Here is a 25449-nt window from a genome sequence, read left to right on the forward strand (position 1 = left end):
GGTGCGGTGAGGACGAGCCGCGGCGCGGCAGACTGTCGCCATGCCGCCCGTGACGCCCGACGAGTTCGCGGCCGTCTACGCCCGGCACCTGCCCGCCGTGAGCGCGTACCTCGCCCGACGCGTCGAGCGCGACGCCGTCGACGACCTCGCCGCGGACGTTTTCGCAGTCGCCTGGCGCAAGCGCGAGACGGTCACCGAGGGCGAGGAGCTCCCGTGGCTCTACCGGATCGCCTCGTACATGGTCGCGAATCACCGCCGTCGCCACGTCGCCCGCGCGAACGCTCTCGCGATCCTGGCGGCCCCCGACTCCGCGCCGAGCACGGAGGACATCGTCCTCGGCGACCTCGCCCTCGCCCGCGCGTGGGAGGAGCTCCGCCCGCGCGACCGCGAGGTGCTCGCCCTCGCCGTGCTGGAGGACATCCCGGTGAGCGCGATCGCCGTCGCCCTGGCGATCACGCCCAACGCGGTGAGCGTGCGCCTGCACCGAGCGAAGAAGGCGCTCGCCGAAGCGCTCGAGCGCGCCAGGGCGCGCGACGCGGGGGATGCCCCCGCCGCCGGCCGCGACTGATCGCCCCGACCGGCCCTGCGCGAACCGATCCACGATCGCGCTGAAAGATCCGCCCGCGCGCCGACATATACCGGGTATGAGCAGCGAACAGCACGACGACGCAGCCGCCCGCCTCCGCCGGGCGATCGACCACGGCGACGTCCCGGTCCTCTCCTCCGACATCGTCACGGGAGCCCCGGGCCGCCGCGCCCCTCGCCTCATCAACCACGGCCGGGTCAGTCGCGCCGCCGGTGGCGCCGTTCTCGCGGTCGCCGCCGTCACGGCCGGGTCGCTCGTGATCGCCCAGCCGTTCACGTCGCGCGCTCCCCTCTTCACGGCCGCAGCCGGTTCTGCCGAGCAGTCGGCGTTCGGCGCCGCCGCCGAGTCGAGCGACATGCGCATCGGCATCTGGAAGCAGTACGAGTACGTCGCCGGCGACGGTCTCTCGACCGCCGGCGGATCGGGCGCCGTCTACGCCCTCGAACGCAGCGGCACGCCCGAGGCGACGCTCGACGACCTCGCCGGCGTCTTCGACCTCGTGGGCGACGCGATGCGCTCGAGCTACTACGACGACAGCTACCCCTCGTACGTCGTCGGCCCGGAGGATGGCTCGGCGCCTGCGCTCACGATCACGTGGGCGGGCACGGCGAGCTGGTGGTACAGCGACCCGTCAGGGAGCGGGTGGACGACGTGCGCGTCGCCGGGCGACGCCGGCTCGTCCGACTCCTCCGACGGCGGCGCCGCCGAGGCTCCCGCCGATGAACCGCTGCCCGAGATCGCGCCCGACGTCTGCGAGCCTGTGCCGCCCGCCGATGGCGACATGCCGAGCGAGGCCGAGGCGCGCGACGAGGCCGCCGCGATCCTGACCGCGACCGGCCTCGATGTCGACGCGGCGGACATCCGTATCACCGCCGACGCGTGGCAGACCGTCGCGAGCGCCAACCTCGTGGTCGACGGCGTCGCCACCGCGCTCGACTGGGCTGTCGCGTGGGGGCCCGGCGGCGAGATCGCGTGGGCCTACGGGCACGCGGCGGACGTCGTGAGCAAGGGGACCTTCGGCACGGTGTCGGAGCGCGACGCCGTCCCGCGCCTCGCCGACGGCCGCTGGTTCGGAGCCGCCGGCCCCGAGTTCCAGGGCGCAGTCCGCATCGCCGAGATGTCGGCCGACGGCGTCATCGAGCAGCGGATGTCCGGCACCGACGGCGATGGAGCCACCGGATCGAGCGGCACGGCCGTCGACCCCGGCATCGAGCCCGCGCCGGCTCCGACCCAGCCCGCGCCGGCTCCGACCGACCCCGCCGCGCCCGCCGAGCCCGAGCCCATCCAGCCGAGCCCGATCGATCCGATCGCGCCCGAGCCGACCGAGCCGACCGAGCCCGCCCCCGTCGAGCCGTCCCCGGTCGACCCGAGCGAGCCCCCCGTCGTGGAGCCCGAGCCGCTGCCCGAGCCGACCCCGGAGATCGAGGTCGTCACTCTCGACGAGGCTCGGTCGACGCTCCTGCTCATGTGGGACTCCGAGGGCGACGCCTGGCTCGTGCCCGGCTACGCCTTCCAGCAGTCCGAGGGCTGGTGGAGCTCGGTCGCCTCGCTCGTGGACGGCGTGATCGCCCTTCCCGAGCCGGTCGAGTACCGCATCGAGCCGATGCCGCTCCCCGCGGAGGAGTAGCGGTTCGCGGTGCCTCCGGCGGCGTGGGCGCAGCTCGCCCGGCGGGCGAGCCCGCGCGTCAGCTGCGAGCGATGCGGCGCAACCAGCGATACAGAGGGGATGACGGGAATCGAACCCGCACCATCAGTTTGGAAGACTGAGGCTCTACCATTGAGCTACATCCCCACGAGGCCGAACGGGCCGCGTGCGAGAGCCAGCGTAACGCATCATCACGAGCGCTCGGCGGCAGTGCCGCAAGGCTCGGCTAGACTTACCGAGGCCGTTTTGCAGAGACCTCGTGTCTTCCGCCCAACTGGTCGATGGTCGCCAGTCATCGGGGCGTAGCTCAGCTTGGCTAGAGCGCCCGCTTTGGGAGCGGGAGGCCGCAGGTTCAAATCCTGTCGCCCCGACCAGACCCATCAGCCCCGAAAACCTCAGGAGAATCCCCAATTGGTCCAGTCCACGGTTGAGAAGCTCAGCGCCACGCGCGTCAAGATCGCCATCACGGTGACGCCCGACGAGCTCAAGCCCAGCATCGATCACGCGTACAAGCACATCGCCCAGTCGGTGAACATCCCGGGCTTCCGCAAGGGCAAGGTGCCTCCGCCCATCATCGACCAGCGCGTCGGCCGCGGCGAGGTCATCAACCACGCGGTGAGCGAGGGCCTCGACAAGTTCTTCAGAGACGCGGTGCAGGAGCAGAAGCTCCGCACGCTCGGACGCCCGTCGGCCGACGTCACCGAGTGGCCGAGCGAGAAGGACTTCTCCGGCGACCTCAAGGTCGAGATCGAGGTGGATGTCCGTCCCGAGTTCGAGATCCCGGCGTACGAGGGCGTCGAGATCACGGTCGACGCGGCCGAGGTCTCCGATGAGGAGGTCCAGTCGGAGCTCCAAAGCCTGCGCGGCCGCTTCGGCACGCTCGTGACCGTCGACCGCCCCGCGACGACGGGCGACTTCGTGCAGATCGACCTCGTCGCGACCGTCGGCGGCTCGACCGTCGACACCGCGACCTCGATCTCCTACGAGGTCGGCTCGGGCGAGCTCATCGAGGGCATCGACGAGGCGCTCGACTCGCTCAGCGCGGGCGAGACCACGACCTTCGAGTCGGTGCTGCTCGGCGGAGACCACGAGGGCGAGACGGCCCACATCGAGGTCACCCTCCAGTCGGTGAAGGAGCGCGAGCTCCCCGAGGCCGACGACGACTTCGCGCAGATCGCGAGCCAGTTCGACACGATCGGCGAGCTGACCGACGACATCCGCGAGCAGGTCAAGCGTCAGAAGGCGTTCGGCCAGGGCGCTCAGGCCCGCGACCTTCTCCTCGAGAAGCTGCTCGAGCAGGTCGAGATCCCTGTGCCCGAGGCTCTCGTCGAGACCGAGGTGCGCCGCCACCTCGAGAACGAGAACCGCCTCGAGGACGACGAGCACCGCGCCGAGGTCACCGAGTCGACCGAGAAGACGTTCACGAGCCAGATCTTCCTCGACGCCCTCGCAGAGAAGGAGGAGGTCAAGGTCAGCCAGCAGGAGCTCACTCAGTACCTCATCCAGGGCGCCGCGCAGTACAACATGGAGCCGGGCGAGTTCATCAAGGTCCTCGACCAGAACGGCCAGATCCCGCAGATGGTCGGTGAGGTTGCCCGCTCGAAGGCGCTCTCGATCGCCCTCAGCAAGGCGAAGGTCGTCGACAGCAGCGGCGAGACCGTCGACCTGTCGGCGTTCACGGCCGCCGCGACGGCTCCCGTCGCCGACTCGGTCGTCACCGACGACGAGGACGACCACGAGGGTCACGACCACGAGGGCCGCGACCACTAGTCGAACCCGCAGTCACGCCGACGGGCCCGGAGCATCTCGCTCCGGGCCCGTCGTCCGTCTCACCCGAGCCGCTGGCCGAGGATGAGCCCGCCGTCGTCCTCGACGGCGACCTCCGTCAATCCGAGGTGCCGGTAGAACCCCATCGCCCGGGCGTTCGATGCGTCAACCCCGAGGTGTACGCCGGTCGCGCCGCGCTGCTCGAGGCGCTCGAGGAGCCGCTCGATGAGCATCCGCCCGATGCCCTGCCCCTGCGTGCGGGGCTGGAGGTTCACGTGGAAGTGGGCGGGGAACGGCCCGGTGATCGTCGGCGGCGTGCGATCGGGGCGGTGGATGCTCCGCACGAGCTCCGCGTCGGCCTCCCGCCGCTCCACCCCGAGCCGGTACCGCTCGCGCCGCGCGGGCCACCACTCGCCCTCGCACCACTCCTCGAAGTCGGATGTCGACGCGACCCCCACGAGGTAGCCGACGACCCCCGCGTCGTCCTCGTCGACCTCGCGCATGGCCGGGTCGTGCACGGCCTGCGGCCCCGCCCAGTGGTGCCCGAGGAGGTCCGGGTCGTCGTGCCGCGCCGTGGCATCCGAGCCCGCGTCGCCGGTCTGCAGGCACACGCGGTAGAGGGCCGGGAGGTCGGCGGGGGAGGGCTGCCGGAATCGCATCACGGGGCCACGGTAGCGACCCGCGCGACGCGTGCTCTGCCCACGGCGAACACGGCCGGGCTCGCGGGTTGGCTTCTGTAGATTCGAACCACGAGACGAACAGGAGCTCAACCCCATGGCCGAACCGGCAATGCCCACCAGCGTTTTCGATCGACTCCTCAAAGACCGGATCATCTGGCTCGGTTCCGAGGTGCGCGACGACAACGCCAACGAGATCGCGGCGAAGCTGCTGCTCCTCGCTGCGGAGGACCCGCACAAGGACATCTACCTGTACATCAACTCGCCTGGCGGCTCGATCACGGCGGGCATGGCGATCTACGACACCATGCAGTTCGTGCCGAACGACATCGTCACGGTCGGCATCGGTATGGCGGCCTCGATGGGCCAGCTTCTGCTGACGGCCGGGACGAAGGGCAAGCGCTACATCACGCCCAACGCGCGCGTGCTGCTGCACCAGCCCCACGGCGGCTTCGGCGGCACGGCGAGCGACATCCAGACGCAGGCCCAGCTGATCTCCGACATGAAGCAGCGTCTCGCGGCCATCACCGCCGAGGCGACGGGCAAGTCAGTCGAGCAGGTCAACGCCGACGGCGACCGTGACCGCTGGTTCAACGCCGAGGAGGCCCTCGCGTACGGCTTCGTCGACCACATCCGCTCCTCGGCCACCGACATCGTCGGCGGCGGCGGAACCCAGGCCTAGGCATCCGCGAGTACGAGAGAGAGACCCCAATGGAGACCCCGAACCTCGGCGGCACCCCGCTCGCGATGCCGAGCAGCCGCTACATCCTGCCCAGCTTCGAGGAGCGCACGGCCTACGGCTACAAGCGCCAGGATCCGTATGCGAAGCTCTTCGAGGACCGCATCATCTTCCTCGGCGTGCAGGTCGACGACGCGTCGGCAGACGATGTCATGGCCCAGCTGCTCGTACTCGAGTCGCAGGACCCAGACCGCGACGTCGTCATGTACATCAACAGCCCCGGCGGCTCGTTCACGGCCATGACGGCGATCTACGACACCATGCAGTACATCCGCCCGCAGATCCAGACGGTCGTGCTCGGCCAGGCAGCCTCGGCCGCGGCGGTGTTGCTCGCGGCGGGCTCGCCCGGCAAGCGCCTCGCGCTGCCGAACGCGCGCGTGCTCATCCACCAGCCGGCGACGGGCGACGCGGGCCGCGGGCAGGCGTCCGACATCGAGATCCAGGCGAAGGAGATCGCCCGCCTGCGCGAGTGGCTCGAGCACACGCTGTCGAGGCACTCGAACCGCACCGTTGAGCAGGTCAACAAGGACATCGATCGCGACAAGATCCTCATCGCCTCCGAGGCCCTCGAGTACGGCCTCATCGACCAGGTCCTCACGAGCCGCAAGACGATCCCGGCGCTCACCGCGAGTTGATGACCGCCGTGCCGACAGGCGAACGGCCGCGGGCCCCGCATCCGATCACCGGATGCGGGGCCCGCGGTCGTCTCCGTGCGCGTCAGTCGCCGGCCGGGCGGCGTCGATTCGCGAGCACGATGATCGTCGTGATGGCGGCCGCGGCAAGCAGCCCGCCGCCGATCCATGCCACGGCGGCGAGCACCGCGCCGGTCTCGTCGGGCACCGCACCGTCGCCGGCGGCGCCGTCAGCGCCGTCAGCGGCCGGGGTCTCTCCGCCGCACGCGGGTGCCGCGGTGGATCCCTCGGTGACGGGCTCCTCCGCCTCGGGAGCGTAGGTGAACGCGTACGTCTCCGACAGCGTGTGGCCGTCGCTCGAGACGTACTGGAACGTCATCGCGTACTCGCCGGGTTCGCCGGCCGCGGCCGGAGCCGTCATCGACGCTCCCGACACCTCGACGCATCCGTCGCCGTAGTAGAGCCCGTCGGCGTCGGTGACGACGATGGCGAAGGCGTTCCCGTTTCCCTCGAGCGTGAGAAGAGGAGCGTTCGCCGTGATCATCCAGTTCTCGGGCAGCTCGGTGAGCGTGGCACCTTCGGAGGGGGTCGACTCGACGACGTAATCGTGCGCCGCGGCCGGGGCCACGAGCCCGCAGACGACCATCACGGCGCCGGCGAGACTTGCACTGGCCAGTCGCGCCGCCCGTCTCGCCGCGCTCACGAGGACGCACCTCGGCGGCGGATGAGCGCGAGCGCGAGTGCGACGGCTCCCGCGACGAGGCCGAGAGCGCCGAGGATGCGCGCGATCACGTCGCCCCCGACGATGGCAGCGGACCCGCTGGTGAGCTCGGTCGAGCCGGCCTCGTCTGAGGGCTCCTCGCCGTGCTCGGAACCCTCCTCGTCTCCGTGCTCATCGCTCTCGTCCGAGGCACCTGCGGCGCCGTGACCGCCCCCGTGTCCGTCGCCGCCCTCGATGGCTTCCGTGGTCGTGAACGCCGGCACAAGATCGCCGTCCCAGGTGACATCGCCGACGGTGCAGTCCTGTCGGACGGGGAACTCGAGAGTCTCGCCCTCCGTCTCGGGCAGGGTCATGGTCAGGTCGAAGGAGTCGCGGACCTCGCTCGGCAGCGGCTCGTCCTTCGCCGTGTAGACCACTTGCGCGACCCGCTCGGCGCCGCTGTCGCCAGCCTCGAGCACGCGCTCGACAGTCCAGTTGGCGTTAGCGGAAGGAGTGACGGTCGGGATGCTCTGCGGGATCGTGATGGTGACGATCTCGGTCGGGGAGGCCTCGCAGCCGTGCGGGATCGTGAATGTCACGGTCGCGCGAGAACCGGCGGCGCTGGAGTCGGGCTTCGCCGTCGCGTCCGCGTGGGCGGGAGCGGCGATGACGAGAGGAAGCAGGAGGCCGGCGGCGAGAGCGGCGGCGGCGGTGGTGCGGGTGCGTGCAGTCATGGGAGTGTCCTTCAACGTTCGAGTGCGCGGGGCGCTCAGGGGCGCCGCGATTCGCGCGGATGGCTGTGTGGTCGTGGGATTGGCGCGATCAGCGCGCGCGAGCGACGACCGGCGGCCCGCGCCGGCCCGACCCGCCGAGGACCAGGACGGAGTGGAGGGCGGACCGTTCGACGCTGCGCTCACCGGCGCGACCCGCGAAGACAACCTGCGGGGTGAGAAGCGGCTCGAGCAGTCGAGCCAGGGCGAGCCCGAGAGCGTCGAGCGCAGTGGCAACGGCCGACGATCCCCGGCGGAGGAGGACGTACGAGGCGACGGCCGCGACGGCGTGATGCAGCCCCATGAGCGCGGTCGCTCCCGCGAGGGGTGCGGCCGCCTCGATCGGGATGCCCGCGGGCGCGATCGCGGCGCTCGCCGCGTCGAGCCCGCCGTGCGTCGCGTGGCCGACCGGGGCATCCCCGCCTGTCGCGACGGCGGATCCGCCCGCCGGGCCCAGCAGCGAGAAGACGAGGTGGAAGACGGCCTGGTCGAGAGCGACGACGCCCGCGAGGCCGAACCGGGACAGGCGGCCGGTGCGGAGCGCGGAGAGCGCAGCCATGCCGACGAAGCCGGAGACGCCGACGCCGACGATCAGGGAGAGGGGGTGGGGCGCCGCGCCGCCCGCGAGAGTGTGGGCGGAGGCCGCGATGGCCGTGGCGACGAGGGCGACGATCCACGACGCTGCGACGCGCGAGCGTCGGGCGGCTAGGTCGGCGTGCATCCTCATGTCCCTTCCAGGGTACGCCCGCGGAGGCGGGTCGAGCTGTGTTCGGAGCGGAGCCCGCAGCCGACGGGCGCGCGGCGCGTCACGAACGTCGGCTGGTCGGGCTAGGCTCGGGGGCAACCAGGGAGGAGGGCGCCATGGCCCGCATCGGAGAAAGCGCCGACCTGCTCAAGTGCTCGTTCTGCGGCAAGAGCCAGAAGCAGGTCCAGCAGCTCATCGCCGGCCCCGGCGTCTACATCTGCGACGAGTGCGTCGAGCTCTGCAATGAGATCATCGAGGAGCGCCTGGCCGAGTCGAACGAGCAGGCCACGGCCGAGTTCGACCTTCCGAAGCCGAAGGAGATCTACGCCTTCCTGGAGGAGTACGTCATCGGTCAGGTCGCGGCGAAGAAGTCGCTCTCCGTCGCCGTCTACAACCACTACAAGCGCATCCGCGCCCGACAGACCCTCACCGCGGCCGATCAGCTCGCCGACGATGTCGAGATCGCCAAGAGCAACATCCTCCTGATCGGCCCGACCGGCTGCGGCAAGACCTATCTCGCTCAGACCCTCGCGAAGCGCCTCAACGTGCCCTTCGCGGTCGCCGACGCGACCGCCCTCACCGAGGCGGGCTACGTGGGGGAGGACGTCGAGAACATCCTCCTCAAGCTCATCCAGGCCGCAGACTACGACGTCAAGCGCGCCGAGACGGGCATCATCTACATCGATGAGGTCGACAAGATCGCCCGCAAGGCAGAGAACCCGTCGATCACGCGCGACGTCTCGGGAGAGGGGGTTCAGCAGGCCCTCCTGAAGATCCTCGAGGGCACCGTCGCGAGCGTGCCTCCGCAGGGCGGCCGCAAGCACCCGCACCAGGAGTTCATTCAGATCGACACGACGAACGTCCTGTTCATCGTCGCCGGCGCCTTCGCGGGCCTGGAGGACATCATCAGCCAGCGTGCGGGCAAGCGCGGCATCGGCTTCGGCGCCCCCTTGCACGACAAGACTCAGGAGCTCGACATCTTCAGCGAGGTCCTCCCCGAGGATCTCCACAAGTTCGGGCTCATCCCCGAGTTCATCGGCCGCCTGCCCGTCGTCACGACCGTTTCGCCGCTCGACCGCTCGGCGCTCATCGACATCCTCACGACGCCGCGCAATGCGCTCGTGCGCCAGTACCAGCGCATGTTCGAGATCGACGGCGTCGAGCTGGAGTTCGAGCAGGACGCCCTCGACTCGATCGCCGACCTCGCGGTGCTGCGCCAGACCGGCGCTCGCGGCCTGCGCGCGATCCTGGAGGAGGTGCTCGGGCCCATCATGTTCGAGGTGCCCTCGAACGATCAGGTCGCGCGGGTCGTCGTGACGCGCGCCGCGGTTCTCGAGAACGCCGCGCCCACGATCGTTCCGCGCCGCCCTGTGCGCCGCGAGAAGAGCGCGTAGCCCAGCGACGTCCCTCCGCGGCGCGTCCTCGACCGGCTCGGGGCGGACATCCGCTCTCGCCGAGCACCGGATGCCCGGTCTACGCTGACGCCATGATCGAGTCCCAGCGCGACCGCCTGCGAGCACTGCCCGACTTCCCCGCCGAGCTCCCGTCCTTCGACCCGGATTCCGCGCACGCCGACCCGCAGCAGCTCTTCGTCGGCTGGCTCGACGACGCCCTCGCGCACGGCGTCCTCCAGCCGCACGCCTTCACGCTCTCCACCGCGGGCCCGACCGGCCACGTCACCGCACGAACGCTCATCCTCAAGGATCTCGTCGACGGCCTCTGGGTCTTCGCGGGCGCGCGCTCGACCCGCAAAGGCGTCGACCTCGCCGCGAACCCCTTCGCGTCGATGACGTTCTACTGGCCGGCTCGCGGCCGCCAGGTGCGGGTCACGGGCGAGGTGGAGGAGCTCTCGAGCGAGGTCGCCGCCGCTGACTGGCGCGCCCGCCCGGCGAGCACGGGCGACTCGAACCCCGACTGGGCGGCGTGGGCGCTGAGCCCGACCGAGGTCGAGTTCTGGCAGGCGCGCCACGACCGCGACCACGTGCGCCACTGGTACCGCTTCGGCTCCTGACGCACGCGCCCGACGCGCGCACTTAGCCTGCGCAACCGGCGCGCGCGCCTGATGCCGCTGCCCGGCGCTCGGGAATGACCGAGCAGGTCGAATCGTTTCGATAGGATGTCCGCGTCCCCGATCGTCGAAGAGGTCCCGTGAGCTTCCCCACCGCGCCCGTGCCCGTTCTCGACCCCGAGGAGGGATTCGTCGCCCGCGACCGGCACGGCAGTCCGCTGAGCCGGCGCCGCGTCATCGCGGCCCTGCTCGCCCTGAGTCTCGGTGGGTTCGGCATCGGCTCGACCGAGTTCGTGGCGATGGGCCTGCTGCCCGAGCTCGCGATCGACCTCCTGCCGGGCATCCACGCTCAGAACACCGACGTGGCGATCGCGCAGGCCGGCTGGCTCATCACCGCGTACGCGCTCGGCGTCGTCGTGGGCGCGCCCACGATCGCGGCGTTCGCGGCGCGCGTGCCGCGCCGCACCCTGCTGCTGTGGCTCGCCGCCGCGTTCACCCTCGGCACGATCGCCTCGGCGACCCTCCCGACCTTCGAGACGGTCCTCGCGGCGCGGTTCGTCGCGGCCCTGCCGCACGGCGCTTACTTCGGCGTCGCCGCGCTCGTCGCCGCCGACCTCATGGGCCCGGGGAAGCGCGGTCAGGGCGTCGCGCTCGTGCTCTCGGGACTCACTGTCGCGGCCGTCATCGGCGTGCCGGTCATCACCTGGGTGGGACAGAACCACGGATGGCGCCCCGCGTACCTGCTCGTCGCCGCGCTCTTCGCCGCGACGTTCGTCGCCATCCGCGTGCTCGTGCCCTGGCAGGCGGGCGACCCGACCTCGACCGTGCGCTCCGAGCTGAGCGCCTTCGCCAGGCCCCAGGTGTGGATCTCGCTCGGCGTCGGGGCGATCGGCTTCGGCGGCTTCTTCGCCATGTACACCTACATCGCGCCCATGGTGACCGAGCTCAACGGGCTCGCAGCCGGCGTCGTGCCGATCATCCTCATCACGACGGGTGTTGCGATGACGATCGGCAACCTCGTCGGCGGCCGCCTCGCCGATGGCGGAACGGTGCGGGCGATCTTCCAGGGCTTCGCCGCCCTCATCGGGTCGCTCCTGCTCCTCGCGCTCGTCGGCGGCACGGTCGCCGGGCTGTTCGTCGCGACGTTCATCGTCGGCTTCGCCGCCGCCACCGTGAGCCCGATCATCCAGACCCGGCTGATGGATGTCGCCGGCCGCTCGCAGACGCTCGCAGCGGCCCTCAACCACTCGGCCCTCAATCTCGGCAACGCGATCGGCGCGTTCCTCGGCGGGCTCGTCGTGGCAGCGGGCTGGGGCTATCTCGCGCCCGCCTGGGTCGGACTCGCGCTCGCGCTCGGCGGAGCGGCGCTGGCGGTCGTGAGCGTCGCCATGGAGGGCAGAGGCGTCACGACGACCTGAGTCGGCGCAGGCGGCCGGCAGGCTCCTAGGCGGTGAAGGTGCCCGGCGCGTCGACGAGGATGCCGTCGGTGATCGCCTGCTTGCGCAGACCCACCTTTGTGCCGACGTCGATGCCCGCGATGCGGTACTTCTCACGGATGCGCTTGAGGTAGCTCTTCGCAGTCTCCTCGGAGATGCCGAGCTGGTAGGCGACGGCCTTGACGGGCTCGCCCGCGCCGTAGAGGGCCATCACGCGGCGCTCCTGGGCGCTCAGTCGCGGTGATCCGCCCACGTCGGCGGCGTTGAGGGCGAGGTCGAGCTCGGCCGAGATGAACGACTCTCCGGCCTTCGCGGCGCGGATCGCCTCGACGATCATGCCCGCGTCCTCGCTCTTGACGAGGTAGCCGAGCGCGCCGGCGTTGAGCGCCTCGCGCACGACGTTCGGCTCGGAGTACGTACTCATGAGCACGACCGCGACGCCCGTGGCGCGCAGGGTCTGGATCTTGAGCGAGACGGGGATGTTGTCCTTGAGGTCGAGATCGAGCAGCACGACCTCGACGGGGAACTCGGGGTGCGCGAGCAGCTCGGGCCAGCTCGCGACCGCGGCGACCATCGAGATGTCGTCGGCCGCCTGCCTGATCCACTCGGTGAGGGCCCCGAGGAGCATGCGGTGATCGTCGACGAGGGCTAGACGGATGGGGTCGCTTCCTGGTGCCATGTTTCCAGTCCTCCGACTTGGTGAGCAGGTGCTCCGGTGCTTCTGCTGCTGGCTCGCGCGCTTCGGGTGCGCGGCTCGCCCTGGATCAGGTCGTGCGGCCCGCGTCGACGGGGTTCTCGACGGGGCAGTCGATCTCGATGCGGACGATGCTCGATGCCGTGCTGTCACTGTAGCGGCCGACCCGGTCCAGAGCCTCCCACACACCCGGGTCGACACGATTCCGTCGGAGTCCCGCGATCTCGAGGCGGATGGGGATGATCGAGCGGCCGTCGGAGTCGACGCGTCCGCTCGACATCGGGCCGAGCTCGACTGTGACGGACTCGGCCGGCGTGGATCCGAGCGGATCGGCGCCGAGCATCCACAGCGCCGCGAGCAGGGCGTCGCGCTGGACGTCGTCGAGGAGGCCCGCGAGCGTTCCCGGGTCGCTGATCGTGACGCGGCGGCCGAGCTGCTCCGACTCGGCGACGGCGTGGAAGAGCCAAGTCTCGCGGCGGCCCTCGAGCAGGTGCAGGCGCAGCTCGGTCGCGAGCGTCGCGGCGCGCGACGAGTACTCCGGCGGCAGCGGGAGGGGAGTGCCGCCGACCGCGACCGCGTCGAGGAGCTCCTCCGCGGCGAGGTCGAGCCGCGCGAGCTCCTCGGAGGCGAGCATGCCCACGGCGAGGCGCGGCGCGGTGACGGTCGACTGGACGAGGACGCGGTCGAGCTCGCGCTTGAGCATCCTCTCGAAGCCCGCGACGAGGAGGACGCCCGTGATGCCGGGAGCGACCGCGAGGGCGAGCGTGACGAGCTGGTGGGGGATCGTGACGGGCGTGAGCGGGGTCGTGAGCATGATCGCGACGACGAACGCGAGGCCGAGGGCACCCGTCGCCACGAGGACCTCCCAGCCCGCCCGGAGCGTCACGACGATGAGCAGCACGAAGCCAGCGCTCACCGAGGCCGTCGCGTAGCGGCCGATGTCGCCGAGCGGGGCGATCGTCATGAAGTCGAGCCAGACCACGGCGGCGAGCGCGGCGAGGAAGAAGGCGTAGAGCCAGTCGGGCAGGCGCTCGCCCGTCGCAGAGATCGTGACGATGAGACCCAGGAAGGTCACGAGCAGCAGGAGCCACGCGCCGAGTCCGGGCAGCAGGCTCGGGTACTCCTCGGCGCGGAGGAAGAACAGGCCCACGCCGATGATCGACTGCAGGGCCGCGATGATCGCCATGCCGATCCCGAGGAAGCCGGAGCCGAGCGCAGAGGCGTGCGTCGAGGTCGCCGTGCCGCGGCGCACCGATGAGCGCGCGCCCGCGCGGCGGAGGCTCCCGCCGAGGGTGCTCTCCTCCGGGATGGTGTAGCGCATTCCGGTGCGCGAGCTGCTCATCGGCGCGGCACCTCCAGCATCACGGTCGTGCCGGCGCCGGGCGTCGAGAAGACGCGCGCGCTGCCGCCGACGTTGCCGAGCCGCCCGACGACGGACTCGCGGAAGCCGAGCCGGTCGGAGCTGATCGACTCGGGCGAGAACCCGACGCCGGCGTCGGTGACGACGGCGCGGACGATGTCGGCGCTCTCGGTGATCGTCACGTCGGCCTCCTCGACGCCCGCGTGCCTTCGGACATTCTCGAGGCACTCGGCGAGGGCGAGCAGGAACGCGTCGAGCACGTCGTTCGGCAGGAGCACGTGGCCCGTGCCGTGCCAGCGGACCGTGAGCCCCATGCGGAGGAATCGCTGCTTGACCGACTCGAGCGTCGTGCCGAGCGTCGTCTCGCCGACGGGCTCGAGACTGTACGAGCCCGAGAAGCGCGGCATGGGCGTCGAGCCGAGCCGCAGCTGCCGCAGCAGCCGGGCGTCCTCCTCCGCCTGCTGACGCAGGGCGTCCTCACTCACCCCCACGCCGGAGTGGGCGAGAAGGGTGAGGGTCGCGAGCACCGTGTCGTGCAGGAGGCGGGCACCCTGGCGGCGCTGGGCCTCGAGCTCGCTCGCCTGGCGCTCGGCCTGATGCGAGCGCCCGATCTGCTCGATGCGCCGCAGCGCGCGCTGCACGCCGGCCGTGACCCAGATGCCGATGATGAGGGTGATGACCCAGCCGGCGAGCGTCGCGATGGCCGGGACGGAGATGAGCCCGCGCGTGGGCCCCGCGGTGGCGACGAGGATGCTCGAGCCGAGCGCCCCGAGCGCCCAGACGATCCAGCGACCGGTGCGCTCGCTCAGCACCATGCCGACGGCGCCGAGACCCGCGGCGCCGAGCGGCGCGAGCGAGATGGGCAGCGCGACGTTCGCCGATTCCCCCCACGGCAGCTGCGCGAGGGCGAGCGCCCCGCAGCCGAGCACGATCGACAGGATGACCCAGCCGAGGTTGCCCGATCGCCCCACCATGACGAGCGCTGCGGCCTGGCCGGCGAGCACGATGATCACGGACGGCAGCACGTCGGGGTCGACGATGCCGGGGAGGGCGACGCAGATCGCGGTCACGGCGACGCCCGCGAGCCCGAAGGCTCGAGCGGCGCGCTGGAGGAGCGCGCGGCGCTCCTTCGCGATCAGGTCCATGCTTCTCCGTCGGGGAGCGTCGGGTCGCTCCAGTGTCAGTCTGTCACTTGCACTGCGCTTCAGTCATCAGCAGCGCAGGCCGCGGTGATCGCCGCGTAGACGGCCTCCTTCGTCGCCTCGTCGGAGACGACCGTGACGATTCCCCTCCGCTCGCCGATCGCGGCGCCGACGCGGAAGAGCGTGCCCTGCTTGTCGTCGGCGATCGCGTGGGCGTCGCAGCGATTGGGCGAGAACCGCAGGGGCACGACGATCGGGGCGTTCGGAGGGTCGGACGTGTCGATGGCGATCGAGAGCGGGATGCCCTCCGCGCGATCGCCGTCCGCATCGAGCGCCCCGAGAAGAACGGTGCCGCCCACGCTCTCGAGGCGCACGACGTCGGCGCCGCCGTCGTCGCCGACCGGACCAGGCAGGGCCGTCACGATCAGCTCGACCGCGATCGTCCCGTCGGCGCCTCCTGCACCCGTGCCGACGGCGCTCACCGTCAGCCCGACGCGCTCGCCGAAGGCCTCCGCGAAGCACGCCGACTCGACCCACGCCGCCCACTGGCCGATCCGGTCGGTCGTCGGCACGCGCAGCTCGGCGGTCGACCCGTCGGCGAGCGGCACGAGGAGAACGGCCTCGGGAGAGGGGGCGGTGGCGGCCGGTGCGGCCCGCGCGTCGAATCCCGGGCACCGCGGGTCGACGAGCGTCATCGGGAGATCCAGGGTCGCGCCGGCCGGGATGAGCACCTCGTCGCGGCGCTCGAGAGGCGCGCTCAGGAGGGGCGAGTCGAGTCGGGCTCCGTCGAGGGCGAGCGGGGCATCCCCCTGGTTCGTCACCGAGAGCTGGATACCCCCGCGAGCAGGGTCCACCCGCGTCCTGTAGACGTCGGCGACGACCCCGATCGCATCGGTCGAGGAGGGGAGGCTCGATGAGGGCGTCGGGCGCGGTCCGCCGTCGTCCGCGGAGGACGCGGCGCATCCGGCGAGCACGAGTCCGACCGTCGCGAGCGCCGCGAGCCCGACCGCGCGCACGGTGCGACGGAGCGGGCGCGCGCGCACGTCAGCTCGCGAGCAGTGCGGCCAGCTGGGGCCCGACGAGGTCGTTCTCGATGAGGAACGCGTCGTGACCGAACGGGGAGGAGACCACGACGGCCTCCCTGCCGTGGATGGTCGAGGGGAGCGCCGCGGCGATCGCCTGCTGCTGCTCGACCGGGAAGAGACGGTCGGTGTCGATCCCGAGGACGAGCGAGCGCGCGGTCACCGCAGCCAGCGCCTCGGCGAGCGAGCCCCGCCCGCGCGTGACGTCGTGCGAGTTCATCGCCTCGACCAGGCGCACGTAGCTGTTGGCGTCGAAGCGGCGCGTGAACTTGTTGCCGTGGAAGTCGAGGTAGCTCTCGACGGCGAATCGCCCGCCGCCGCCGAGCGGGTCGAGCACACCCTGCCACGACCGCTCGAAGCGCTCGTTGAGCTCGTCCGGCGAGCGGTAGTTGAGCAGCGCCATGCGCCGCGCGAGCGCGAGCCCGCGATACGGGCCCTCGGCCTCGTCGTAGTAGTCGCCGCCGCGGAAGGCCGGGTCCATCCGGATCGCCTCGAGCTGCACCGAGTTGAGTGCGATCTGGTCGGCGCTCGAGATCGCGGGAGCAGCGAGCACCGCGAGGCGCTCGACGCGCTCGGGGTGTGTGACGGCCCACTCGATCGCGTGCATCCCGCCCATCGAGCCGCCCACGACGGCGAAGAAGCGCTCGAGGCCGAGCCGATCGGCGAGCAGCCGCTGCGCCCCGACCTGGTCGCGGATCGTCACGTACGGGAACCGCGACCCCCACTCCGCGCCCTCGGGCGAGAACGAGGCGGGTCCTGTCGAGCCCTGGCAGCCGCCGAGCATGTTGGGGGCGATGACGAAGAATCGCTCGGTGTCGATCGCGAGACCGGGGCCGACGACGCCGCTCCACCAGCCTGAGGTCGGATGCCCGGGGCCGGGCTTGCCGGCGAGGTGGCTGTCGCCCGTGAGCGCGTGGCAGACGAGCACGGCGTTGCTCGCTTCGGCGTTCAGCTCGCCCCACGTCTCGTACGCGAGGCGCACGTGCGGCAGCCGAGCGCCTGATTCGAGCTCGAGGGGCCCGAGGTTCGCGAAGAGGCGGTCGCCCGCCTCGTCGCCCTCGCGCCAGGCGCCCGTGACGGGCGGCGTGCCGCGCAGGGCGCGACGGTTCGCCTCAGTGATGAACGCCGAGGGGACGGTGTCTTCGGAGGTCTGCCAGTCCATGTCGACTCTCATTCTGACGCAGACGACGACGGGCCCTCGCCAGCGGCTGGCGAGGGCCCGTCGTGGGAGCGGATTCCGGTGTCAGTCCTCGCGGTTCGCCGCCACGACAGCGCGGGCGGCCGCGAACCCCGCCTCGAGATCGGCGATGATGTCGTCGACGTGCTCGAGCCCGACCGAGAGCCGCACGAGACCCGGCGTGACACCCGCCGTGAGCTGCTGCTCGGGGGTCAGCTGCGAGTGCGTGGTGGACGCCGGGTGGATGATGAGGCTGCGCACGTCGCCGATGTTCGCGACGTGGCTGAACAGCTCGACCGAGTCCACGAGCGTGCGGCCGGCGTCGACACCGCCTTTGAGCTCGAACGACAGCACGGCGCCGACGCCGCGGGGTGCGTACTTCTGGGCCGCCGCATGCCACGGGCTCGAGTCGAGCCCGGAGTAGTCGACTGTCGCGACGTCCGGATGCGCCTCGAGCCAGCGGGCGACCGAGAGCGCGTTCTGCACGTGGCGCTCAATGCGCAGGCTGAGGGTCTCGATGCCCTGGATGAGGGCGAACGCGTTGTCGGGCGAGACGGCGGCGCCGATGTCGCGGAGCAGCTGCACACGCGCCTTGATGATGTAGGCGATGCCGTCGCCGAGCACGCCCGTGTAGCTCGCGCCGTGATACGACGGGTCGGGCTCGGTGAGGCCGGGGAACGTCGAGGCGTGCTGTGACCACGCGAACTTCCCTCCGTCGACGATGACGCCGCCGAGAACCGTGCCGTGACCGCCGAGGAACTTCGTCGCTGAGTGGACGACGATGTCCGCTCCGTGCTCGAAGGGGCGAATGAGGTACGGGGTCGCGATCGTGTTGTCGACGATGAGCGGCAGGCCGTGCTCGTGAGCGACCGCAGCGACGATCTCGATGTCGAGGATGTTGACCTTCGGGTTTCCGACCGTCTCGCCGAAGAACAGCTTCGTGTTCGGGCGGACGGCGGCGGCCCACGCGGCCGGGTCGTCCTGGTCCTCGACGAAGGTGGTCTCGATGCCGAGCTTCGCGAGCGTGTACTTGAAGAGGTTGTAGGTGCCGCCGTAGATGCTCGACGACGACACGATGTGGTCGCCCGCTTGGGCGATGTTGAGCACGGCGTACGTGGTGGCCGCCTGCCCGGAGGCGAGGAGCAGGGCGGCGGTGCCGCCCTCGAGCGCCGCGACTCGCTGCTCGACGACATCCTGCGTGGGGTTCTGGATGCGCGTGTAGATGTTTCCGAACTCGGCGAGCGCGAACAGGTTCTTGGCGTGCTGCGCGTCGTTGAACACGTACGCCGTCGAGCGGTAGATCGGCGTCGCGCGCGCGTTGGTGGCGGGGTCGGGCTGGGCGCCTGCGTGGATCTGCAGCGTCTCGAACTGGTAGTCGCTCATCGGGAAGGCTCCTCGTGGGGTCGCTGGCCGGGCGGTCGACGGCCGGCGCACGCCCACGCTACGGAGGCGGGCATCCGGCGGTCAATGGCGCCGACACACGCCGTAACGCGCTCAGCGCCTGCGCGCGCCCGTCGGGTCGGTGCGCGACGGCCCGATGCGCAGTGGACCGGTCTTCGTCTCCTGCGCCGGTCGGAAGATCCACGACGGCTTCGGCTCGATGAGCGGGCGCGTGACGCGGCGCACCACCGGGCTCGCGAGCAGGACGGTGATCGCGACGCTCGCGAACAGCAGACCGAGCAGCCACGTGAACGACGAGTTGTCGCCGCCGATCACGCCGGACTCGCGGATCGGCCACAGGACGAAGGAGTGCAGCAGGTAGACGTACATCGTCGACTGGCCGAACGCGGTCATCCACGTCTCGTGGCGAGGGACGAGGACGAAGACCGCGGCGGTCAGGAGGATGGCGAGGGCGATGAGGAGCAGCCGCACGGCGCCCGCCCACCACTGATCCTCTCCGAGCCCCTCGTAGGAGTCGTCGTAGAAGAACCAGAAGCGCAGATCCATCTCGCGCCACACGTCGATGAACGCGACGAGCACGGAGCCCCAGCCGACGAGCACCGCGGCGCCCGCAGCCCGCACCGGCACGGTCTGCCGGTCGACGAGGCGCCAGCGATCGACGATTCCCCACTCCTTGAGCTTCCAGCCGAGGACGAAGAATGGCAGGATGCCGATCGCGCGCGACAGCGAGAAGGTCGAGTCGACGTTCGAGAGGTATCCCACGCCGACCGAGAAGACGATCGCCCACAGGAGCGGCCAGCGCACGAGCGCCAGGTAGGGCAGCACGAGCCGGAAGATCCCTAGCGCGAGCAGGAACCACAGCGTCCACGACGGCGTCGTCGGATTCACGGCGAGCGTGCCGGAGGCGGCGAACTGCAGGAGCGTCCAGATCGTCTCCATGATCACGTACGGCAGCAGGATGTCGGTGATCACGCGCTGCATCTGCCGTGCGGTGGGGGGCCCCGACTTGGAGAAGTACCCGCTGATGATCGCGAACGCCGGCATGTGAAAGGCGTAGATGAACAGGTAGACCACGAGCGCGTTGTCGCTCTCGTACGTCAGGCGCTGGATGGCATGGCCCGCGACGACGAGTGCGATGCAGACGAACCGGGCGTTGTCCCAGAACGGCACGCGCTCGCGCTGCGGTCGCGTTCGGCTCGGCGAGGTCGGGGTCGCGGTCGTGCTCATCCGCCCAGGCTAGGCCAGGGTCCCGAGTGCCGGAGTAGCGTTGCCCCATGGCCGACTCGACTGCTGCCCCGACCCTGCGCGCCGTCGTGACGGGCGCGAGCTCCGGCATCGGCGCCGCCACCGTGCGCCTGTTGCGCGCGCACGGCTGGCAGGTGACCGCCGTGGCCAGACGCGCCGACCGGCTCGCGGCGCTCGCCGACGAGACCGGGTGCGCCGTCGTCGTCGCCGACCTGACGAGCGCCGATGATGTGGATGCTCTGGCCGAGCGGGTGCGCGCCGCCGGCCCCCTGCACGCCCTCGTCGCCAATGCCGGCGGAGCCATCGGCACCGACCCGGTCGCGACCGTCGCGGCCGACACCCTCGCGGGGATGTTCGAGCTGAACGTGCTCACGGCCCAGCGCGCGATCGCCGCCCTGCTGCCGTCGCTGCGGCTCGGTGCCGTCGATCGCGGGTCGGGCGACATCGTCGCCGTCACCTCCACCGCCGGGCAGGTCGCGTACGAGGGCGGAGGCGGCTACAACGCCGCGAAGTTCGCCCTCCGCGGGCTCCTCGGGGCGCTGCGCCTGGAGCTCGCCGGCGAGCCGCTGCGCGTCGTGCAGATCGCCCCTGGCATGGTGCGCACGGAGGAGTTCGCCGCGAAGCGGTTCGGGGGCGACCAGGAGAAGGTCGACGCCCTCTACGCGGGAGTCGAGCATCCTCTGCTCGCGGAGGACGTCGCCGAGGCGATCGTGCACGCGATCGAGCTTCCGAGTCACGTGAACCTCGACGAGGTGATCATCCGGCCGGTCGCCCAGGCTGCGCAGCACAAGCTCGTGCGCGAGCCGCTGCGCGTGCGCGAGAGCTGACCGGCGTGGCAGGAGCACCAGGGCCGGCCGACGGGCTCGACGGGCTCGTCGCTGCGGACTGGGCGGCCGCCCTCGCACCCGTCGCCGACCAGACCATCGGGCTCCTCGCCGCACTCGAGGCGGAGGCCTCGTCGGGATCGCCATTCCTGCCGGAGGCCTCGCTCGTGCTGCGCGCTTTCCGCACGCCGCTCGCGGACGTCCGCGTGCTCATCCTCGGCCAGGACCCGTACCCCACGCCCGGTCATCCCGTCGGCCTGAGCTTCGCCGTCGACCCGGGCGTGCGCCCGCTGCCGCGGAGCCTCGCCAACATCCATCGCGAGCTGCGCGACGACCTCGGCGTCGAGTCGCCGCCGCATGGCGACCTGTCGGCCTGGGAACGCCAGGGAGTGCTGCTGCTCAACCGCGTCCTCACCGTGCGGCCCGGTGCGCCCGGCTCGCATCGGGGGAGGGGCTGGGAGGAGGTGACGGGATGCGCGGTGCGCGCGCTCGCGGAGCGGGGCGGCCCGCTCGTGGCCATCCTGTGGGGCCGCGTCGCGCAGTCGGCGCAGCCCTTGCTCGGCGAGGTCCCCGTCGTCGCGAGTGCTCATCCCAGCCCCCTGTCGGCTCGCTCGGGCTTCTTCGGCTCGCGCGTGTTCTCGCGGGCGAACGCGCTCCTGGAGCGACAGGGCGGCACCGCCGTCGACTGGTCGCTGCCCGCCTAGACTGGGCGCGTGCTGGAGGAGGAGTACCAACCGCGACGCGTGCTGCCGCCGCACCTGCGCAAGCATCCGGAGCCGGAGGCGCCGTTCGCGTACACGATCCGCGACGCGACCGAGGCGGATCTGCCGTGGGTGCGCGAGATCTACAACCACTATGTCGCCAACTCAACCGTCACCTTCGACGAGAAGCCATGGACCCTCCGGGCGCTCAAGACGAAGTTCGCCAAGGTCCGCGCGCTCGGCCACCCCTTCCTCGTGGCCGAGTCGCCCACCGGCGTGATCCTCGGCTTCGCGTACGTGTACCCGTGGAAGGAGAAGGCGGCCTACCGGTTCACGGTCGAGAACTCGATCTACCTGGGGCCCGCGTCGACGGGGAAGGGCCTCGGGCGGGCGCTCCTCGGCGAGCTCCTCGAGCGATCGCGCGTCGCGGGGATCAAGGAGGTCATCGCGATCATCGCCGATCGCGGAGCGGAGGCCTCGATCGCCCTGCACGAGCAGTTCGGCTTCCGGAAGACGGGCGAGATGGCCCGCGTCGGCTTCAAGTTCGAGCGCTGGCTCGGCATCGTCATGCTGCAGAAGTCGCTCAAGAAGCGCTGACGCGCCGAGGCACTCAGTTGTAGACGACGTCGAGGATGTCCGCGGCGATCACGACGGCCTCCTCGTAGAAGACCTCGCCGCCGAGCAGCGTGACGACCGAGACCCACGCGTCATCGGTGATGACGTGGTGCACGGCGCCCGGCCCCTCCTCGTCGCCGAGGACCCAGAACGTCGCGTCGCCGTTCACCGTCTCACCGGTGTTGAGCCCCTGCGCGGCCAGGTCGGTGACGATCTGCGCACGGTTCGCCGTCGACACCGGGGCGACGCTGAGCGTGAACGCGGCGATGTTCGGCCGGGCGGAGTCCTCGTAGAAGCAGCTGATGCCGCCGGCCGCCTCCTCGCGCGTCGGCTCGGGCAGGTAGGTCGCTCCGATGTCGGTTCCCGGGCCGCCCACGAGCGAGATCCCCTGGGCCAGGAAGAACTCGACGCGCGCCTCGGGGATGATGACGGTGCAGTCGGCCGGCATCGCGAAGGTCTGCTCGACCGGCGCCGGCTCGGTTGTCTCGACCGGAGTCGGCTCGGTCGGAGCCGGCTCGACCGTGTCGACCGCTGCGGGCTCCTCCGGCTCGCTCGCGCAGCCGGCGAGGCCAAGGGCGAGCATGAGGGCCGTGGCGCTCGAGAGCAGACGGATCGGGGTCATGTCACTCCTAGGCTGCGAGATCGTCGGCGCGAATCTAACAGCCGTCGAGACGCCGTCACTCCGCTCAGAGACCCGGGGGCCGCCCGGCCGGGCCTTCGTTGCGGAATCGTTGCACGGGGCCGGTCGCTAGGCTCGCGAGAGTGTTCGAACTCCACCACCTGAGCGCCCTCGAGCAGTGGGAATGGCTGCACTCGAAGCGGATCTCGCCGAGCGAGCTCCTCGAGCACTACCTGACGCGCATCGATCGGATCAACAGCGAGGTCGGCGCTCTCACGGTCGTCGACGCCGATCGGGCGCGGCGTCGCGCCCGCGAGGTCGAGACGTCGGTTCCGCGCACGGCGCCGCTGTGGGGAATCCCCGTCGCCGACAAGGAGCTCGTGCCACGCGTCGGCCAGCGGACGACGTTCGGCTCTCGACTGCACGCGGACGCCGTCGCGACCGAGTCGCACGAGCTCGTCCGACAGCTCGACGCGGCCGGCGCCATGAGCGTCGGTGCGACCGCCGCCCCGGAATACGGGCTCGCGTCGTACACCGAGTCGCTCGTCGCGCCGCCAGCGAGGAACCCCTACGACCTCGCGCGAGGCGCGGGAGGCTCGAGCGGCGGGGCGGCCGCGGCCGTCGCCGCCGGTCTGCTTCCGCTCGCGCCCGGGAGTGACGGGGGTGGGAGCATCCGCATCCCCGCCGCCGCATGCGGGCTCGTGGGGCTCAAGCCGTCCCGCGGTCGTATTCCGGGCGGCAGCGGGCTCGACCGTCTTGCGGGGCTCGTCGTCCCCGGTCCGATCGCGAGAACCGTGGCGGATGCTGCGCTCATGCTCGATGCCCTCGTGGCCGCCGCGCCCTGGGAGTTCGCGACCCGCGCCCCCAGTCCCCACGACGGGCCGTTCCTCGGCGCGGCGGTGCGGGGCGAGGGCCGATTCCAGCTCGGCGTGATGACCGCATCCCCGTGGGACGAGTGGACGGACATCCGCATCGCCCCCGAGGCTCGCGCGGCGCTCGACGAGGCGATCGCCGAGTTCGCGGCGATGGGTCACTGCATCGGGGAGGTCGCGCTCGACGCGGAGCCCGACTACGGCACGCACTTCCGCACCGTGTGGATGGCGGGTGCCGCGGGGATCCCCGCGCGGACGCAAGCCGAGCTCGCGCTGCTCGAGCCGCTCACCGCGTGGCTCGTCGCGCAGGGGAGAGCCATGCCCGCCGAGCGGCTCGTCGAGGCTCTCGCGTGGCTCACGGGCTTCGAGCGCCGCGTCATCCGTCGGTTCTCGAGCGTCGACGTCGTCGTCACGCCCGCGGTGGCGATGACTCCGCGGCCGCTCGGCTGGTACGACCAGTCGGATGCGGAGCGGAACTTCGACCAGCAGGTCCGGTACACGCCGTGGACGAGCTTCGTGAACGTCAGCGGGCTCCCCGCCCTGACCCTGCCCGTCGGACTCACGCCCCCTGACTCGGCCGAGCCGGGGCTCCCGATGGGCGTCCAGCTTATCGGCCGGCCCGGCGGCGAGGCCGACCTGCTCGCGCTCGGCGCGCAGTGGGAGCGGCGCCGTCGCGCGCGGCTCCACCCGCCCCAGTGGTGACGTCGGGCGCGCTCCGTCGCGGGTGATCGGCGCGCGTCAGCGCTCGACGGCGGTCGGCACGCCGATGCGCTGCGCGACCGCCTGCCACAGCTCGTCGGCCAGACGCGCGTCGCTCGCGCTCGGATGCGTCGCGCCGAGCGGGTCGAGCCCGTCGAAGTACGTTCCGTTCGGCACGCCCAGCTCAGGGGTGTCGACGAGGTGGACGAGCGGCGCGGCGCCGGCCTCCGGCGAGATCTGCATCGATCCCGCCACCAGCTGGATCAGCCGCGCGGTTCGCGACTCAGCGCCGAAGCCGCTGCGCACGTACCCGGGATGGAAGGGGTAGGCCTCGAGCCCGGTGCGCGCTGCGAGCGATCGCGCGTAGAGGATCGTCGCGAGCTTGCTCGCTCCGTAGGCGCGCCATCCCGCACCGTAGCGGCGATCGGCGAAGTCGAGATCGTCGAGGCGCAGGCCGCCGAGCCGGTTCAGCACGCTCGACGTGAGCACCACGCGCCCGGTGTCGCGAGCCGCTCGCAGTCGTGGCACGAGCAGCTCGGTGAGCAGGGCGGGTGCGAGCACATTGCGCTGGAGCGTCGCCTCGTTGCCGTCCGGGGTCGTTGTCCGTCGGCTCACGATGCCCCCGGCGTTGTTGACGAGCGCGTCGATCCGCGGGAAGCGCGAGAGCAGCTCGCTCGCGAGAGCGCGCACCTGGTCGAGCTCGTCGAAGTCGGCGGTCAAGGGGATGCCTCCCGCTCGCGCGGCGACGGCGGCCGTCCGGTCCGCGTCCCGACCGACGACCGCGACCTGCCACTCGCGCCGTGCGAGCTCGACCACCGCAGCGGCGCCGAGGCCCGAGCTCGCTCCCGTGACGACGACCGTGCGCATCAGAGGTAGCCGCCCGATTCCAGGCCAGCGGCGATCTCGAAGCGGTTGCGCAGCGGATCCCGGCCCGCCGCGAGGTACAGGGGGATCATCGCGAGGCCGTACCGGCGCCACTGCGCGCGGTGCGCGGCCTCGTGCGCCAGCACGCGAGGGCTGAGAGCATCATGGGTCAGGTAGACGGCTCCGAGGGTCGTCCCCCCGCGGCCGAACGCCCAGCGCGGCATCCCCGCGCAGACGATGACCCCGCCGCGACGGGAGACGCGGAATCCGCTGAGCACGGCGCCCCATGCGAGAGCGAGCGCGGTGACCAGCGCGTACCCGGGCAGGGCGACCACCGGATGCAGCCCGAGCCGGCGCAGCCACCGCACGCGCGCCAGCGCGCCGACCGCTCGCGCCGCGCGCGCGGTGGCGGCGGGTCGAGAGCGGACCGCGGTCATGCCCCATTCCTA

The 25449-nt window shown here is 71.6% G+C and carries 26 protein-coding genes and 2 tRNA genes; 13 read left to right on the plus strand and 15 right to left on the minus strand.

Annotated features, from left to right (window positions below):
• Positions 1-40 precede the first annotated feature (40 nt).
• Both FHX53_RS01395 and FHX53_RS01400 read left to right on the plus strand, forming a co-directional pair.
• On the plus strand, positions 41-568 hold the full coding sequence (locus tag FHX53_RS01395) for an RNA polymerase sigma factor (RefSeq protein ID WP_182489496.1): 528 nt from the start codon (positions 41-43) through the stop codon (positions 566-568).
• Positions 569-644: 76 nt separating this feature from the next.
• Positions 645-2213 (plus strand): hypothetical protein, encoded by a 1569-nt coding sequence (locus tag FHX53_RS01400; protein ID WP_182489498.1) that lies wholly within the window; start codon positions 645-647, stop codon positions 2211-2213.
• 94 nt (positions 2214-2307) lie between these two features.
• Here the strand turns inward: FHX53_RS01400 and FHX53_RS01405 are convergent.
• Positions 2308-2378: transfer RNA gene (locus FHX53_RS01405), tRNA-Gly, on the minus strand.
• Positions 2379-2527: 149 nt separating this feature from the next.
• On the opposite strand from FHX53_RS01405, the gene FHX53_RS01410 reads away from it, so the two are divergent.
• Positions 2528-2605, plus strand: a tRNA-Pro gene (locus tag FHX53_RS01410).
• Positions 2606-2642: 37 nt separating this feature from the next.
• Entirely contained in the window at positions 2643-4001 is a 1359-nt protein-coding gene (gene tig, locus FHX53_RS01415; RefSeq protein ID WP_182489500.1) for a trigger factor, read from the plus strand.
• A gap of 59 nt (positions 4002-4060) precedes the next feature.
• Here tig and FHX53_RS01420 read toward each other — a convergent pair whose 3' ends face one another.
• Complete coding sequence (locus FHX53_RS01420; protein WP_246335423.1) at positions 4061-4657, minus strand: GNAT family N-acetyltransferase; 597 nt, start codon at positions 4655-4657, stop codon at positions 4061-4063.
• Between the two features lie 115 nt (positions 4658-4772).
• Here FHX53_RS01420 and FHX53_RS01425 point away from each other — a divergent pair, with 115 nt between their 5' ends.
• Both FHX53_RS01425 and FHX53_RS01430 read left to right on the plus strand, forming a co-directional pair.
• Positions 4773-5357: an ATP-dependent Clp protease proteolytic subunit gene (locus FHX53_RS01425; protein WP_182489503.1), complete on the plus strand. Its 585-nt coding sequence runs from the start codon at positions 4773-4775 to the stop codon at positions 5355-5357.
• 29 nt (positions 5358-5386) lie between these two features.
• Complete coding sequence (locus tag FHX53_RS01430; protein ID WP_182489505.1) at positions 5387-6049, plus strand: ATP-dependent Clp protease proteolytic subunit; 663 nt, start codon at positions 5387-5389, stop codon at positions 6047-6049.
• A gap of 82 nt (positions 6050-6131) precedes the next feature.
• On the opposite strand, the gene FHX53_RS01435 is transcribed toward FHX53_RS01430, so the two are convergent.
• The 3 genes from FHX53_RS01435 to FHX53_RS01445 form a co-directional block, all read right to left on the minus strand.
• Positions 6132-6749 (minus strand): copper resistance protein CopC, encoded by a 618-nt coding sequence (locus FHX53_RS01435; protein ID WP_182489507.1) that lies wholly within the window; start codon positions 6747-6749, stop codon positions 6132-6134.
• A complete protein-coding gene (locus tag FHX53_RS01440; protein WP_182489509.1) occupies positions 6746-7480 on the minus strand; it encodes a DUF1775 domain-containing protein in 735 nt (244 codons plus the stop codon). The genes FHX53_RS01435 and FHX53_RS01440 overlap by 4 nt, the downstream gene beginning before the upstream one ends.
• Before the next feature lie 88 nt (positions 7481-7568).
• The gene (locus FHX53_RS01445) at positions 7569-8243 is read right to left on the minus strand and encodes a hypothetical protein (RefSeq protein WP_182489511.1); all 675 of its coding nucleotides are present in this window, start codon (positions 8241-8243) and stop codon (positions 7569-7571) included.
• A gap of 134 nt (positions 8244-8377) precedes the next feature.
• Between FHX53_RS01445 and clpX the strand changes: the two genes are divergently transcribed.
• The 3 genes from clpX to FHX53_RS01460 all read left to right on the plus strand — a co-directional run bounded on the left by clpX (position 8378) and on the right by FHX53_RS01460 (position 11687).
• A complete protein-coding gene (gene clpX, locus FHX53_RS01450; RefSeq protein WP_182489514.1) occupies positions 8378-9655 on the plus strand; it encodes an ATP-dependent Clp protease ATP-binding subunit ClpX in 1278 nt (425 codons plus the stop codon).
• A gap of 92 nt (positions 9656-9747) precedes the next feature.
• Positions 9748-10272, plus strand: coding sequence for a pyridoxine/pyridoxamine 5'-phosphate oxidase (locus FHX53_RS01455; protein WP_182489515.1), 525 nt, complete (start codon positions 9748-9750; stop codon positions 10270-10272).
• Positions 10273-10505: 233 nt separating this feature from the next.
• Positions 10506-11687 carry an MFS transporter gene (locus FHX53_RS01460; RefSeq protein ID WP_343050804.1) on the plus strand — a complete coding sequence of 394 codons (1182 nt, stop codon included), beginning with the start codon at positions 10506-10508 and terminating at the stop codon, positions 11685-11687.
• Between the two features lie 25 nt (positions 11688-11712).
• Here the strand turns inward: FHX53_RS01460 and FHX53_RS01465 are convergent, their stop codons facing one another.
• The 7 genes from FHX53_RS01465 to FHX53_RS01495 form a co-directional block, all read right to left on the minus strand.
• A complete protein-coding gene (locus FHX53_RS01465) occupies positions 11713-12384 on the minus strand; it encodes a response regulator (protein WP_182489517.1) in 672 nt (223 codons plus the stop codon).
• 85 nt (positions 12385-12469) lie between these two features.
• Entirely contained in the window at positions 12470-13741 is a 1272-nt protein-coding gene (locus tag FHX53_RS01470) for a hypothetical protein (RefSeq protein ID WP_182489519.1), read from the minus strand.
• Positions 13738-14904, minus strand: coding sequence for a sensor histidine kinase (locus FHX53_RS01475; RefSeq protein WP_182489521.1), 1167 nt, complete (start codon positions 14902-14904; stop codon positions 13738-13740). The genes FHX53_RS01470 and FHX53_RS01475 overlap by 4 nt, the downstream gene beginning before the upstream one ends.
• A 59-nt stretch (positions 14905-14963) precedes the next feature.
• Positions 14964-15944 (minus strand): hypothetical protein, encoded by a 981-nt coding sequence (locus tag FHX53_RS01480; RefSeq protein ID WP_182489523.1) that lies wholly within the window; start codon positions 15942-15944, stop codon positions 14964-14966.
• 1 nt (position 15945) lies between these two features.
• A complete protein-coding gene (gene metX, locus FHX53_RS01485) occupies positions 15946-17145 on the minus strand; it encodes a homoserine O-acetyltransferase MetX (protein ID WP_182489525.1) in 1200 nt (399 codons plus the stop codon).
• 81 nt (positions 17146-17226) lie between these two features.
• Entirely contained in the window at positions 17227-18543 is a 1317-nt protein-coding gene (locus tag FHX53_RS01490; protein ID WP_182489527.1) for a bifunctional o-acetylhomoserine/o-acetylserine sulfhydrylase, read from the minus strand.
• 111 nt (positions 18544-18654) lie between these two features.
• A complete protein-coding gene (locus FHX53_RS01495) occupies positions 18655-19788 on the minus strand; it encodes an acyltransferase family protein (RefSeq protein WP_182489529.1) in 1134 nt (377 codons plus the stop codon).
• A 47-nt stretch (positions 19789-19835) separates the two neighbouring features.
• On the opposite strand from FHX53_RS01495, the gene FHX53_RS01500 reads away from it, so the two are divergent.
• Genes FHX53_RS01500 through FHX53_RS01510 form a run of 3 tightly spaced genes read left to right on the plus strand, consistent with a single transcriptional unit; the run spans position 19836 to position 21928 of the window.
• Positions 19836-20633: an SDR family oxidoreductase gene (locus tag FHX53_RS01500; RefSeq protein WP_182489531.1), complete on the plus strand. Its 798-nt coding sequence runs from the start codon at positions 19836-19838 to the stop codon at positions 20631-20633.
• 5 nt (positions 20634-20638) lie between these two features.
• Positions 20639-21334, plus strand: coding sequence for a uracil-DNA glycosylase (locus FHX53_RS01505; RefSeq protein ID WP_182489533.1), 696 nt, complete (start codon positions 20639-20641; stop codon positions 21332-21334).
• A gap of 9 nt (positions 21335-21343) precedes the next feature.
• Positions 21344-21928, plus strand: a complete 585-nt coding sequence (locus tag FHX53_RS01510; protein WP_182489535.1) for a GNAT family N-acetyltransferase — start codon at positions 21344-21346, stop codon at positions 21926-21928.
• 13 nt (positions 21929-21941) lie between these two features.
• Here FHX53_RS01510 and FHX53_RS01515 read toward each other — a convergent pair whose 3' ends face one another.
• Complete coding sequence (locus tag FHX53_RS01515; RefSeq protein WP_182489536.1) at positions 21942-22568, minus strand: hypothetical protein; 627 nt, start codon at positions 22566-22568, stop codon at positions 21942-21944.
• A 140-nt stretch (positions 22569-22708) separates the two neighbouring features.
• Here FHX53_RS01515 and FHX53_RS01520 point away from each other — a divergent pair, with 140 nt between their 5' ends.
• Complete coding sequence (locus FHX53_RS01520; protein ID WP_182489538.1) at positions 22709-24139, plus strand: amidase family protein; 1431 nt, start codon at positions 22709-22711, stop codon at positions 24137-24139.
• 36 nt (positions 24140-24175) lie between these two features.
• Here the strand turns inward: FHX53_RS01520 and FHX53_RS01525 are convergent, their stop codons facing one another.
• On the minus strand, positions 24176-25003 hold the full coding sequence (locus FHX53_RS01525; protein WP_182489539.1) for an SDR family NAD(P)-dependent oxidoreductase: 828 nt from the start codon (positions 25001-25003) through the stop codon (positions 24176-24178).
• Positions 25003-25437: a hypothetical protein gene (locus tag FHX53_RS01530; protein WP_246335378.1), complete on the minus strand. Its 435-nt coding sequence runs from the start codon at positions 25435-25437 to the stop codon at positions 25003-25005. The genes FHX53_RS01525 and FHX53_RS01530 overlap by 1 nt, the downstream gene beginning before the upstream one ends.
• Positions 25438-25449: the final 12 nt, after the last annotated feature.

Origin of the sequence: Microcella alkalica (assembly GCF_014137945.1) — a bacterium.
Lineage (GTDB): Bacteria > Actinomycetota > Actinomycetes > Actinomycetales > Microbacteriaceae > Microcella > Microcella alkalica.